The sequence below is a fragment of the Streptococcus hepaticus genome (genome assembly GCF_043656315.1).
Taxonomy (GTDB): Bacteria; Bacillota; Bacilli; order Lactobacillales; family Streptococcaceae; genus Streptococcus; species Streptococcus hepaticus.
In genome coordinates, this window is record NZ_JBINIY010000024.1 from 1 (window position 1) to 14,745 (window position 14,745).

General features: G+C 41.9%; 8 protein-coding genes. 1 reads left to right on the forward strand and 7 read right to left on the reverse strand.

All coding sequences use genetic code 11. From position 1 onward, the window contains the following. A partial coding sequence (locus tag ACHUFA_RS10560) for a Rib/alpha-like domain-containing protein (protein WP_394405997.1) occupies nt 1-1,199 on the reverse strand: 1,199 nt, incomplete at its 3' end. A 245-nt stretch (nt 1,200-1,444) separates the two neighbouring features. On the opposite strand from ACHUFA_RS10560, the gene ACHUFA_RS10565 reads away from it, so the two are divergent. Next, nucleotides 1,445-2,986, forward strand: coding sequence for a helix-turn-helix domain-containing protein (locus ACHUFA_RS10565; protein WP_394405999.1), 1,542 nt, complete (start codon nt 1,445-1,447; stop codon nt 2,984-2,986). 80 nt (nt 2,987-3,066) lie between these two features. Here ACHUFA_RS10565 and lepA read toward each other — a convergent pair whose 3' ends face one another. The 6 genes from lepA to ACHUFA_RS10595 form a co-directional block, all read right to left on the reverse strand. Then, nucleotides 3,067-4,899: a translation elongation factor 4 gene (lepA, locus tag ACHUFA_RS10570; RefSeq protein WP_222350034.1), complete on the reverse strand. Its 1,833-nt coding sequence runs from the start codon at nt 4,897-4,899 to the stop codon at nt 3,067-3,069. A gap of 67 nt (nt 4,900-4,966) precedes the next feature. Further along, the gene (locus ACHUFA_RS10575) at nt 4,967-5,878 is read right to left on the reverse strand and encodes a hypothetical protein (RefSeq protein ID WP_222350032.1); all 912 of its coding nucleotides are present in this window, start codon (nt 5,876-5,878) and stop codon (nt 4,967-4,969) included. 61 nt (nt 5,879-5,939) lie between these two features. Beyond that, nucleotides 5,940-9,530, reverse strand: coding sequence for a helicase-exonuclease AddAB subunit AddA (gene addA, locus ACHUFA_RS10580; RefSeq protein WP_394406003.1), 3,591 nt, complete (start codon nt 9,528-9,530; stop codon nt 5,940-5,942). Beyond that, a complete protein-coding gene (gene rexB, locus ACHUFA_RS10585) occupies nt 9,527-12,766 on the reverse strand; it encodes an ATP-dependent nuclease subunit B (RefSeq protein WP_222350029.1) in 3,240 nt (1,079 codons plus the stop codon). Before rexB ends, addA begins: the two co-directional genes overlap by 4 nt. A gap of 65 nt (nt 12,767-12,831) precedes the next feature. Next, the gene (locus tag ACHUFA_RS10590; protein WP_394406005.1) at nt 12,832-13,200 is read right to left on the reverse strand and encodes an OsmC family protein; all 369 of its coding nucleotides are present in this window, start codon (nt 13,198-13,200) and stop codon (nt 12,832-12,834) included. A 112-nt stretch (nt 13,201-13,312) separates the two neighbouring features. Then, nucleotides 13,313-14,371 (reverse strand): hypothetical protein, encoded by a 1,059-nt coding sequence (locus tag ACHUFA_RS10595; RefSeq protein WP_394406008.1) that lies wholly within the window; start codon nt 14,369-14,371, stop codon nt 13,313-13,315. Nucleotides 14,372-14,745: the final 374 nt, after the last annotated feature.

Consider the following 14,745-nt stretch of genomic DNA (forward strand, 5'->3'; position numbering starts at 1 on the left):
GGAACGGTGATCTCACCAGCTGTTGGAGTTACAGGAGTCACAGTTACTGGGACGTCGACAACAATTGATGTTCCGTCATCGTAGGTCACTGTTACTGGAACAGCTGGTTTTTCGCCCGCAGTATTTGTCGTTGGAATAGTACCAACATTTGTAATTTTTCCACCGCTGCCTTCTGGGATGACAACCTTTCCTTTCACCACATCTTCTGTAACGATAGAGTGTTGTGGAACTTCAATCGGTGTCGTACTTGGAACTTTAGGAGTAACTGTCACGGGTACAGTCACTTCAACTGTATCTCCGTTTGGATACTCAACAACAACTGTTACAGGTGGTTTCACACCGGCAGTCGTCGTGCTTGGAATTTCACCAACAGATTTAATCGTACCACCTGTACCATCTGGAATAGTAACCTTGCTCTTAACCAAATCTTCTGTAATTGGCTCATCTTGAGGTACTGTGATAGAGTCCGTCGCTGGGTCGTCTGCTGGAGTTACGGTAACAGGAACTGTCACTTCGTCACTTGTTCCATCTGGGTATTCGACAGTAACAGTAACTGGAGTTTTCACACCATCTGTCGAAGTGCTTGGAATTTCACCAACTGTCTTGATGATACCGCCACTTCCTTCTGGAATAGTGACTTTGCCCTTAATATCCTCAACCGTAATGACACTACGCTTCGGAACTGTAATCCCTTCAGTAGTTGGTTGGTATTTATCTTTATCTGGGATTGCTGGAGGAGTATTGGTAACAAGAATTGAAGGTGAGACAAGGTCAACTTGTCCATCTTGCTTTGTATACGGCTGTCCAGTATTATCATCAATAATTACAAAGTTCACCGTCGCTGTACCTGTAGCCTTAGCATCAGTAATTTCAGAAAAATTTTTTTCTAGAGTTCCATATGTTGTACCAACTTTTACATAATTTAGTTTAGCATGATACCCAGGATCTACAATAAGCAATGAAGTAAAATCAAAATTAGCAATATTCGCTAAATCAACACTTTTAGCCGCAGCATCATTGAGTTCCGCTTTAGAACCTGGGATACGAGTACCCGCATACACAATCGTTGCCATTGGTGCGACAAATGATGGTAGAACTGCTCCTGAAAATGCTACTGCCAGCAGGACTGAGGCAACACCAACTTTATATTTTCTAAAGCCAAAGCGTTGCTTTTCTCGATTTGAATGTTCTTTAAACATATCTTCTCCTTATAATTTTTTAGTCATATGTTAATAGACAGTCTCCACAATAATAACAGTAGAGTTTCACTTTTATTATATAGGAATGGGGTAACCTATTTTTTTCAACTTTCTTTTTATTTTAGGATACCTTTTGAGAAAACTACTAAATAATGGCTTTAAACGACATGTGTGGCTTCCTACAAATTTGCTCGGAATTAGATATTTCGATATAATAATTTCAATCCCAAAACAGGAAATGATATATGATTGAGAATTACATTGAAAAGAAAATAATCCAGCAGGTTACCTTAATAAACCTCCTATTAGACTTTAGAGAAATTGATCTCAAGTCACTATTAGAAATCGCTCATATCAGTGAAAAGGACTTTTTTGCCCTACTTCCACAACTTCAGTCGATCTTTCATGACTCACTAACTATCGTCTGCAATAACAATAAACTTACACTAACCCTTATCCAGCCAGCGCGGAAGTCCCATTTTTTCCATCAAATTTTCCAAAATTCAACTTTTTTGCAATTCCTCTTCTTTTTGATTCAGGAAGACGAACTTCACTTACATGATTTTGCAGACAAATATTTTATATCACTTGCAACTGCCTACCGCTTAAAAAATAAATGCATCAGTTATTTGAAAAAAGTTGGGTTGGATTGTGATAAAAATACCATTGTCGGCCCAGAATATCGCATGCGTTTTCTTTTGGCAACTCTCTACTATCGCTTCGGATTTTCCTTGTACGAGTTCACTGAAAGTGATCATCGAATGATTTTTGACCTCATTCAGGCTACCAACACTTATCTTCCCGATGTTGCTACATCGCTGATTCCTGAAGAACAATACTTTTTCTCCTATCTCATTTTTCTCTCTTGGAAACGACAGGGTTATTCTGTTTCCGTTCCTTACTCAGAAGAATTTGAAATTTTGAAATTTCATCCTGTATATTCCCCTCTACGTCAAACATTGAAACAAAATTTAGCAGATAAATTTGAAAATGAACTAACAGACGGTGATATCGACTATCTTTTTTTAGCTTACGGTATCACAGACAATCCTCTTTTCAAGGATAGATGGCGACTCGAAGTTAGTTCTGAATTTTTTGCGCCATTTTTCGCCTATACCCGCCTCAACTATCTTCTTCCTAAATTTGAAGCAATTTTTGGAAAAGAAGTCACAGATAGTTTTGATTTTCAACTGTCTGTCCTGTTCTGTATGAGACGTTTTCTTTGCGATATCCATGACCTCATTCCAGACCATTATCTCTTTGAATACATTGACCCCCCTTATCCAAAACGCCTGTTTCAGATTGTAGAGAAACTCCTACGGGATTGGGGGAGCCACTATGTATCTACGAAACATATTGCCAAGCACCACATTGTCTTATTGACAATTCAACTGAGCGAAATTCTTAAAAATCGTCTCAAACCTATTCCCCTTGTCATTGTGGCCAATAATCAAGCCAATCTCAACATGATTGCCTCCTTTATTCGGCGCAATTTTACAACCTATACCACCAAAATCCAAACTGTCAATCTGCTTTCCGAAAAATTTATCCCTGAAAATCACACAGAAAAGGCGGTTTTATTAGCAGAACAGCAATACATTCCCTTTCTTAAAGAGATTTACGGAGAAGAACAGTATCAGTATATCACCATTTCTATCAATTTCAACGATACTCACTATAAGACTATTTATGAAAATATTCTCGCTATTCGTGAACAGCAATACGAAGATTATTTGGATGAGCTTTATCACAAATTACACAAAAAAAAGAGTAAGAACTACAGATAAGACGGAGTTCTTACTCTTTTTTTCTACAATTTCATCGCTATTAAGAAAAACCTAAGTCCAGTTGAACTTAGGTTATCTTTCTATTTCTTTTCATCATCGTCCATTGAAAGGACTGATAAGAAGGCTTCTTGTGGCACTTCAACGGAACCGATGGCTTTCATCCGTTTCTTACCGGCTTTTTGTTTTTCAAGGAGTTTACGTTTACGAGAAACATCACCACCATAACATTTGGCCAGAACGTTTTTACGAAGGGCCTTGATGTCTGAACGAGCCACGATTTTTTGACCGATAGCTGCTTGGATGGGTACTTCAAATTGTTGACGTGGGATGATTTTCTTGAGTTTATCAACGATGAGTTTACCACGTTCGTAGGCAAATTCTTTGTGAACAATAAAGCTGAGCGCATCCACTTTGTCACCGTTAAGAAGAATATCCATTTTGACCAACTTAGATTTGCGGTATTCTGAAATCTCGTAGTCAAAACTTGCGTAACCACGCGTTGATGATTTGAGCTTGTCAAAGAAGTCAAAAACAATCTCCGCCAGTGGAATCTGGTAAATCACATTGACACGATTGTCATCAATATAGTCCATGGTTACAAAGTCTCCGCGCTTGCGTTGTGCCAAATCCATCACTGCTCCAACATACTCTTGTGGAACCATGATTTGCGCCTTGACATATGGCTCTTCGATGGTCTCTACACGCGTTGGGTCTGGGAATTCAGACGGGTTAGCCACTTCAATCATGTCGCCATCTGTTGTGTTGACATGGTAGACTACAGACGGTGCCGTCATGATGAGGTCAATGTTAAACTCACGTTCCAAACGCTCCTGAATAACGTCCATGTGAAGCAATCCCAAGAAGCCACAACGGAAACCAAAACCAAGAGCTTGTGAGGTTTCGGGCTCAAATTGAAGACTGGCATCATTTAGCTGCAATTTTTCAAGAGCTTCGCGAAGGTCATTATATTTGTTTGACTCGATTGGGTAAATCCCAGCAAAGACCATTGGGTTCATCTGCTTGTAGCCAGCTAGTGCTTCTGTTGCAGGATTGTTTGCCAAGGTGACTGTATCCCCGACACGAGTATCGGCAACCGTCTTGATAGAGGCCGCGATATAACCAACATCACCTATCGCAAGGTAGTCACGTCCTACTGCTTTTGGTGTGAAAATCCCAACTTCGGTGACATCAAATGTCTTCCCATTGGACATCATCTGAATCTTGTCACCCGGTTTCACCACTCCATTGACAATACGGACTTGCAAGATAACACCACGATAGGCATCGTATACAGAGTCGAAAATCAAGGCTTGAAGTGGTGCTTCTACATCACCAGTCGGTGCAGGAACTTTCTCTACAATCTGTTCCAAAATTTCCTCAATACCGATACCAGCTTTAGCAGAAGTCAAAACAGCTTCTGAAGCATCCAGACCAATCACATCTTCAATTTCATGGCGGACACGTTCTGGGTCTGCAGCAGGAAGGTCAATTTTGTTGATGATTGGCAGGATTTCTAGGTCATTGTCCAAGGCCAAGTAAACATTTGCTAAGGTCTGTGCCTCAATCCCTTGCGCCGCGTCAACGACAAGAATAGCTCCTTCACAGGCAGCTAGTGAGCGCGACACTTCATAAGTAAAATCGACGTGTCCTGGGGTGTCAATCAGGTGGAAAATATAGGTTTCGCCATCATTTGCCTTATAGTTGAGCTGAACGGCATTGAGCTTAATGGTAATCCCACGCTCGCGCTCCAAATCCATACTATCCAGCAACTGGGCCTGCATTTCACGGCTAGAAACGGTCTCTGTTTTCTCCAAAATCCGGTCAGCCAAGGTTGATTTCCCATGGTCAATATGAGCAATAATCGAGAAGTTACGAATCTTCTCCTGACGTTTTTTCAATTCTTCTAAGTTCATAGTCATTCCTTTTAGGGTGTTGCTATTCATTATACCAAAAAAGCCGAATTTTTGCTCGGCTTTTTATCTAGTTTAGACTGTTCTCACTGTCAGATACTTCTTCTTCAATCGGAGTAGCTAGGTAATTGACACAAGCGAGGTACTCTTGCTCAGCTCCTTTGGAATAATCTCTGGGAATCATTTCCGTGTAACGGTGGGCTTCATCATCGTAACCCAGATAATGTGCCATTTGGACTAAGCGACTATAGTAGGCTGTCTGACCTTCCATTGTCGTAGGTTGCGGTTGACAATGTTTCATGGCTTGGTAGGTTTCTTCAAAGGAAACATTTGGTGCATTTTGTTCGATAGCTTCAGCTTCTTTGAAGAATGCTGCATCAGCGTTCATAATTTTCCTACTTTTTAGTTTGTTACTAATCCAATCAGTTCCTGCAAGAAGTCCCACCAAAACAGCTATGCCAATCAACTTAGAGTCTGTAATAGCCATTATAATTATTGAAATGATAAACATCAAAATAATCAGTAGCCATGTTCCAATCTCTGAAAAAACGGAGGTATGATAATCTTTCATATCAAAACGGTCAGCGAAATACTTAGGCCAATCCATTTTGTATTGCATTGCATTTTGAGCATGTAGGGGCAACTTTTTCCCAGCTTTATCACGGAAACGAAGCTTGTAAAAAGCTCCATTTTTCATCCGAATTTTGAGGATATTTTGAATCACTCCTCGTTTCAGCTTAAATCCTTGAATTTGACTTTTGGCAATGATATGAATATCTGTCACCTTTTTAACATCAAATGTTCCAACTTGAATCAGTGCAATATAGTATGGGTTTTCCACCAATATGTAGGCCGTAGCAGTCCGACCAGATTGCTGGGACACTAGCAAATAAGTCTGCCAATCAAACTGAAAACCAGGATTGGCTTCATTAACCTCTTTTACTACACTTTCTACAATGTCTTCACTAAATACAAATGCCATCTCTTCTCCTAAAAACTATTTTTAATTAGTATAGCAGATAGAAAATAATCTGTAAAGTTGACTATATTTTTATAATGTCAATCGCGTCTCCCCCCAACAAAATCAGATACTTATCAATCTTATCTATGCGATAAGATTGCGCTAGGGCTTCTGCGTAGAGCTGCATCTGTCCAGCATAGCGGTTGCGGATTTGCTCAGGACTGTCATAGTGGTCCGTCTTGTAGTCAAACAGGACAAGGTGGTCATCATAGTGGATAAATCCGTCAATAATCCCACGAAGAACATAGGATTCTTGGGAAAGGTCTTCTTTCTTGAGAAGAGAGAAAGTCGCTTCACGGCGAACACGGTCTTGATTGGACAAGATTTCCTGACCGAGTGGGCTATCAAAGAAAGCCGCTACTTTTTCTAGGTCAATCTTTTCCTTGACAAGATCTTCTGCCTGCACTTGCGCCAAGGTGTTTCGCAAAGTATCCATAGTCATCGGAGACTGTAAAGGTAGACGTTGCATGAGCTCATGGACAGCTGAACCAATCTGCGCTCCTGTCACTTTAGGATTTTTTGAAAAATCTGGTAAGTCAAACTTCGGTACCGAAACATGCTTCTCCATGACTTCCATGCCTTCATCCGACAGAACTGGCTCGTAGAATTTTTTAATTTGGCTAGGCGTACGTAGGCTAGGCAACTGAATAGCAGCTGCGTATGTTTTGTTCAAGTCTTCAACGGCTTCAAGTTGCGCTAATGCAGTTGAAATATCATCCGATTGACGGTTGTCTTTCAAGTCATCCGCAGAGATATTGCCCTTGATGTGCAGTTGACCAATCTGATCTTCTGTCAAGTCTTGGTCTGTGACAAAGGTTTTCTTGAAGCAGAGATGTTGGTCAGCAAAAGCTTCGGAAATCCCTAAAATCCAATCTTGGAAATTGGTCATGCTTTCCCGAGTGGAAGCCAGCAGAACTCCCTCTTCTTGCTTACCATCGTATTTATCTGCCAATTTCTCCTGACTTCCTTTTCCGACCAAGTACAATTTCTTCTCAGCCCGGGTCATGGCAACGTAGAGAAGACGCATTTGTTCAGAAAGATTGGCAATCTTGAGTTCTCGTTGATTGAGCTGATAGGGAAGAGTGTTCATGGACACGCGCACGTGAGGGAGGGGCGTGTCAAACTTATCCTTCATGTCCGCCAGATACTTGATGCCAATCCCATTTTCCCGACTGAGAATGACCGAAGACTTGCTTTCCATGGCATTGAAATTCTTGTCCATATTGAGCAGAAAAACATACTTGAACTCCAGCCCCTTGGACTTGTGGACGGTCATGAGCTGGACAGCATTTTGTGGCAGCGCTACTTCTACATCTGCCAGATCATTTTCACTAGCCAATAGCTTGTCAATCATAGAAATGAAACGAGCCAAACTCTTAAAACCAGTCTTCTCAAAATTATTGGCACGAAGTCCGAGAGCATAGAGATTAGCCTGACGTTTGACACCATTTGGCAGGGAACCGACATAGTCATAGTAGAATTTTTCATTGAAAATCTTCCAAATCAAGTCATGGATGGACCCCGACTTGGCAAATCTGCGCCAGCTTTCAAGGAAAGTTTGAAAGTCTGTCAGTTTTTGAAGTAACTCACTGGTTACCAAGTCTGAATGAGCCCCTTTTTTCTCCAAAGCTAAGAGAATCTTTTCATAGAGATTGCCCTTGTCCGCTTGGAGTGCTAGACGAGCCAGCTCATCCTCATCGAAATGGAACATGGGTGACTTGAGCAGGGCAACCAAGGCGTAATCATTGAGCGGATTGTTAATGGTACGTAGGGTGTCCAGCATGACCATGACCTCAACCGACTTGAGATAATTGGCCTCCCCACCGTCAGAAACAAGGGGAATACCATGCTTTTCAAAGGTAGACAATATAGCTTCATTCCGCGTACGAGATGGGACAAGGAGGGTAATATCTGAAAAGGCCACATCTTTTTCATTGACCAAGTGAATAATTTCTTTGGCGACTAACTCAACCTCGCCAGCTGTGATATCGCTAGCTTCTGCCGTTTCATCCACATCCGTATCGTAAATGAGATACTCCATTTCATTTTCAGGAAGAACAATCTTTTGACCAGGACTACCCGCTACCAAGGTATGGGTCTGGTCATACTTGATTTGTCCAACTTGGCGGTCCATGAGACGGGTGAAAATCGCATTAGTGGCATCCAAAACTTCTGACTGACTACGGAAATTTTCCTTGAGCAAAATCAGTTTCCCAGCGCTTGGATTTTCCTGATAGGCTTCAAATTTTGACTGGAAAATCTGCGGATCAGCCTGACGAAATCGATAAATAGACTGCTTGATATCCCCTACCATGAAACGATTATGTCCGTTTGACAGAAGATCCAGCATGCGTTCCTGGCTATGGTTATTATCTTGGTACTCGTCCACCATGACTTCCTGATAACGCTCTTGGTAAAACTGGCGAATCTCTTCATTTTCTTCCAAGATTTGAATGGCAAAATGGCTGACATCTGAGAACTCAAAAGCCGCTTCCTGCATTTTTCGTTGCAAATATTGATCCGTAAAATCTAAGACAAACTGTTGCAAGACTTTCAGCAAGGGCAGAGCCAAATCTTGGTATTCCAAAATGGTTTCCAGATGTTGCAAGTCAGCTAGGCGCGTTTTGACTTGCTTGAAAACAGGATATTTGACCTTAGCAACCGTAATTTCTGCGCCAGAAGGCAGGAGGGCTGACAAGTCTGTCATGAGTTTACTAAAATTCTTGTCTGCAAGAAATTCTGCCTGTAAGTCACGTAAACCTGTAAACATCGCTTGGTGCTTGCTGTAGGTGGCTGTTGGCGTTCCTTTGGCCGTCACTTGCTTGTAATCTGGCGAATCAGTCAAGTCCTGCAAGTCATTTGCAGCCTGCGTCATGGCATCTAAAAGTCCTCGCAAGACAGATTCCGGTAAACTATCTAGGCTAGTAAAGTGTTCATGTCCATAGAGAAGTTTATTTTGCAACCATGCTTTTGGATTACTTGTCGACTGACTAAAGGCATGCACTTGATAAACAACCGAGCGAAAAGCTTTGGAATCCTTGCTATTTCCAGAGAAATTTTCAACCAAGGTCTGAAAAACGTCTCTATCAGCACCCACCATATAATCTTCAAAGAGGTCTGCGTAGACTTCATTTTTCAGCAAATCCTGCTCATTTTTATCCTGCAAAATCCTAAAGTTCGGCGCCACACCAATGGTGTAACCATAAGTGGTCAAGAGTTTTTGGGTAAAGGCATCCATGGTACCAATATCAGCTGTTTCCAGATCCAAAAGCTGGGCTGACAAATGCTGTCGCAGCTCTTCATCCCTGGTCTGAGCCAGTGCTGCATTCAACTTTTTCTCAATCCGTTCCTTAAGCTCACCAGCTGCTTTGACGGTAAAGGTCGAGATAAAAAGCTGGTTAATGGCCACACCACGCTTGATTTTATCCAAGATTCGTTCGACCATGACAAAGGTCTTTCCTGAGCCAGCTGAGGCCGATACTAAGACATTGTTTCCATTGGTGTAGATGGCTTCGATTTGCTCAGGCGTACGCTTTTGTTCCTTGTCAGAAGCTGCTTCTGCCTCCTGCAAATTTGCAATTTCTTGAGCTGTCAAAAATGCTTCAAATGTCATGACTGACCTCCTTTCGCTCTCATTCGTTCAATCCAGTCTTCACGTTTGCCCCCAGTTTCTAGATGACGGGCATAAGCCAGATGGAGATTGGCTTCAAAGCCTGTGATAGCCTTGACTTGCTCTCCCGCGACAGATTTTCCATCTTGAGTGTAAGGGTTAATGGAAAAGCTACCCGAGAGAATTTTTTCAGCTGCTTCTTTATACAATCGCTCATTATGTGCTAAAAGGAGAGCCATCTCATCTGCATTGAAGGTGGTGTTTTTCGCCTTATAGTAAAACTGATTGAGACGGTTGGTCTCCTCTTCCATAAATAATCCACGGTAAACCAGCGACTTGTAAGCCTCTGCTAGCACTGTGTCTGCACCCTTGGTATCTTTCAAATTGACAATCGGATCTAGCATATGCAGATACATGGCACCGAAAATCTTCTCAGCGTGACTGTAATCCTTGTGATTCTTAATGGCTGCGATGTAGGTCATGAGCTGAGGACTAAGTCCATTGTAAAAATCCGCCAATTTGAATTCTTTCTTGCTGGATTTGTAGTCAACGACACCCAAAGCACCGTCAGATTTGATGGAGTCCAAACGGTCAATCTTTCCGCGAATGTTAACCGCTCTGCCATTTCCCAAGGTCAAAAGATTGGAATCCTCCGCACCAAAAACGGCTTCATCCTCCAAGACATCAATGATCGAATCATCCCGCAAAACCAATGAAGTTGCACGCGCAATATCCAGCAGGCGCTGCTCAGAAAATTGGGACTCGGCATCATTTTGATAAAGGGCTGTAAACTCTGCTTCCTGACGCGTCGCCGTGATAGCCTGTCCCAGCTTCTGGTCAAAATCTGGATTGTCATCCGTCATGACCCTTTCAAAAATCCGATGCAGGAAATTCCCATGGCTCCGCGCATCGGGGTGAATACTATCCTGCTCCTCCAGTCGCAAAACGTAGCGCAAGAAATAGAGATATTCGTTCTGATAGAAAGTCGTTAGGCTAGAAGCGGATAACTGCAAAGGCTGACCAGATGGATACAGTTTATCCAAGGTCTCTTCCGCTAGCTGGACGGTCTTCAAGTCGCTTGAAACAGCTGGTATGGCAATGTTTTCGACTTCTAATTTCTTCCGTAAATAACGAACGGCAACTGCCCAGAAAGTTGCTTCTTCTTGCGTCCATTCTTGATTGAAATCTGCCCGATTAGCCTCGATAACACGTGACAAGAGCCCCTTGTAATGTCCAATATCTTGCGCAGACAAGGTCTTCTCCCGCCCTTTTTCAATGCGCTCCACACCCATATCCGCCAATAGCTTCAAGTAAGGCGACTGTCTATCCTCAGCTTCATTAAAAATCTGAGGACTAGACAAGACAAGCTGGTCTGTCGCTGAGTTGACTAAGGACAACATAGTAAAGTGATTTTTCTTGGTATTTTCACGAGAGGGAATATCGAAATGTCCAACACCATCCGTTTTATCATTGATACGCAGTTTTTCTTCCTCTGTCAAGAGGCTGGTATTTTTGGTAATCTTAGGGAAATTGGACTTGCTAAGACCAATGGCATAAATTTTCTTGGCGGTATGTGGAGCAATCAGGTCATAGGATTTGACATTGACCACATCCACCGTTGCAGGAACCACCCGGTAGCAACTAACCTCCATGCCTGCACGCAAGAGGGCTAAAAATTCATCCAAACGTAATTTTTCCTGACCAAAAATGGTATTCGTCAATCCCAAAATATGACAGAATGCCTTCCAAACTTGCTCTTCTTTCTCCAAAGCAAGCTCGTCCCTGTCTGCTGCCAAAGATTGCATATTTTCTGCCAACTGCACTTGTTGTAAGAACTTACTAAATTTTTGCAAGATACTGCGACCAGACTGAGCTTGTGCCTTGAACAGTTCTTGTAAAGGTGCCATGAAGGTATGACGAATGCGATTGAGAAAGTCCAGGTCATATTTTCCATGGGTATTCACTGTAAAATCTCTAGCAAATTTTGCCTGCCCCTTGACATCTGCAAAGAGGAGATACTGCTCAAATTTATCCAGAGTAAACTGCTGAAAATGCCCGTATAGACCCGACTTGAGCAAATTCAGCACATCTTCTGTCCGAAAATTGTAGCGTTTAACCCGCTCCAAGGACTCCACAAAGTGCACCAAGGGATGGTGGCTCATCTCCTCAGCCTTACCTAGATAAAAAGGAATCTCATACTTGTCAAAAATCTTCCCAATCTGCAACTGGTAGGCATCCACATCTCCTAACAGCACCAAGATATCCTTATAGCGGTAGCCTTCCTGCAAGTCGTGACGGATGGCACGCGCCACCTGCTCTACTTCCTCCTTCTGATTGGTCACATCCCAAATCTGAAGAACAGATAAGTCTTGGTCTGTTAAAGGCAATTTTTCATCTGAAAAGCTGGACTGATTTTCTAGATTTTTGGAAATCTTACCTAGACTGTCCAGCTCATTTTCAGCACTTAAAAAGGCAGGCTTAACCTGATAGGCCTGAGCTAGCTGGCGCAAAAAATCAACAGGAGCTTGATAGATATTCCCTTCAATATAAGTTGAATTGTAGGCTTTCTGACTAGCATAGATACCAATCACAATCTCTGAAACACGGCTCGATAAAGCCGCAACCAAGGCTTCTTCCTCTGCTGAAAAACGGGTAAAGCCGTCAATGACAAGAGCCACTTGGCTTAATTCTGCGTCCAAATTTCCAGAAGAAACTAGGCGCGTGAAAAAAGCCAACTTACTTTCGTGGGCATACGTCTCTTTTCCAAGCGCTTCCGCAAAAACTGAAAAAATCTTGCTTAAATCTTCCCTTTTTTCTGGAGAATCCATAGCCTCTAAGTCAGAAACACTCAGATTAGCCGACTGCATTTCCTTGTAAAGAGCTAGCAACTGACTGATGAAGCCCATATCCTGCTTCAACTTGCCATAGACCTTCAGCTCGGTATCATCGAATTGGGATAAGACACGGTAAAAAAGCATGGTCATGCCAATATCATCTAGTGTTTCCCCCTGAGGGCTTTCATTGAGGACAAAATACCGTGCCATTTGTCCAAAACGCGTCACCATAATATCAAATGAAGCTTGACCTTCCAAACGCTCCAATACTTTCCGCTCCATTTCAAAAGACAGGGAGTTGGGGGCGATGTAAAATACCCGCTGATCCTTTTTCGCAAATTCTTGAGCCTCTTGGGTCAATATAGCCGTCAAATCCTGACTCATCTCACTATAAACTAGTTTCATTCTCTCACCCTTTCTAGTCTCTCTATTATATCAGAAATGGGCTTGGATAGATATCCAGCCCATACTTATCGGTAATTCAATTCAATGTTTATGGTCACATCTGTCCGCAAGAGTTTCTTGACCCGACATTGTTGATTAATGTAATCCAGCACTTCCGCTTCCTGCCTTTCAGAAACTTTTTCCGACAAGGTAACCGTCAGATGAAAAACTTCATCCTCATGGGAACTATCGACAGCCACATCCATTTGCACAATCCCTTGGCTCCGCTTAAAATAGCCCTGCACACACATGGTCACGCAGGAAGCAAGCGCAATATTGAGCAAACTCATAGGAGTCTCACCATTTTCAACAGCACCGAAAAGCTCCACAGGCTCCCCATAACCTTCCGACACCGAATGATAAAGCTTGTCGCCCCTGATAGTAGTTTGGTACATAGTTATCTCCTTAGAAATGAAAAATTACTTGAAAACATGCTTTCATTGTACCAAAGTTTGACCGGATTTGAATGAACTTTGTTTAGAAATTAGTCTGAAATGGGAACTATCATTAGGTCAAATTAAAAAACAAATCCAAATCATCATCCGATTTATAGGTCTTCCAGCCTAATTGAAAGGAAAAAATTCCTTCTTTATCTTTTTTGAAATAATAGGGAACTCTCAGTTTGTTAAACTCATGTACGGAAAGTCGATTGTTAACCGTAATACCAATAGCCTTATTGCCAACCTGCCACTCACTACCTTCATCCCACTCATCACTTAGAATATCAATATACCGACTACTTGAAAAATCTATGTCCGTACACAGCTTGATGCGGCCAGAAAGAGAAACTCTGGAATCATCTGCAATCAACATCAACCGCCCCTCCGACGGGTGCTCAGCCACGGATTCAAATCTCTTGACCAAGAAGGTAATGGGTGTACCATCTGCTTCTAGCCAAAAATGACCAATATCCGTTTTAAGAACATGAACTTTTTTGACCTCCGCCAAGTAAAGTTGAGCAATATCAAAGGCAGAAAACTGCTTCAACAAGCCCTCTAAGTTGCTACCGCTCCACTCTTCATAACTGGCTTTGCCAAATATAGTTTTAAGACGGTCTAAAGGAAAAGGAACGAGATTAGGGTCGTTGTGAACCTTGGTCACCAAAGCGATACTAGTCCCAAAGTCTCTAATCGGTACTTCTACAAAATCCCCAACAACAATATCTACATTACAACGATAGGTATAGCGATTAGAATAGGAATTGAACTCTACCTCACAGAACCATTCATCATAATTATCTTCCTCTTCATCCCACTTATCACTATAATGTATAACATTTTCCAGTTCTTGATGTGGGTCAAAAATAATTTCCCAGGGATATTCGAACAACTTCTTCCCTTCACCATAAAATGTAGCTGGAAGAGTCATCGTCTGGTTTATCTCACTGACATGAACCGTTAAACAGCCCTCTTTAATCGCCGTAACATCGTAAACCTTTCCTCTCACGAGTCCCCAGCTATTAAATTGATGACCAATACAGCGCACTTGACCAATAAACGGTAGAGAGGACTTTATTGCAGCAGTCTTCTCATATATCTCAAATGTATCTTCACCTTCAAAAATCATAAGGCGGCCACAGATAGGACATCTATAAATACAATAGCTAGAATCGACAACATCCTCATGAGCAAGTTTATTGTCTTTACATCTTATCAATATCCTCTTCTGGAAATCCCCAGATACAATTAGGATCAGGATACCGATGATCATTCATTCCATAGCCACATCTACAAGACTATTTGCTCATAACCCCTCCTAACAATCATCCACCTTATATTGCATCACAAGAAATGTGGTATTTAATTGATTTGCTAAAATCACAATATCCCCTACTTCATCATACCAGTTCTCAAACTCATTCCTCATTATTTTTAGTTTACCACAAAAAATAGACAGCCATACTTATCAACTTGCTAGATTAGAAAGAAAAATTAAAACAT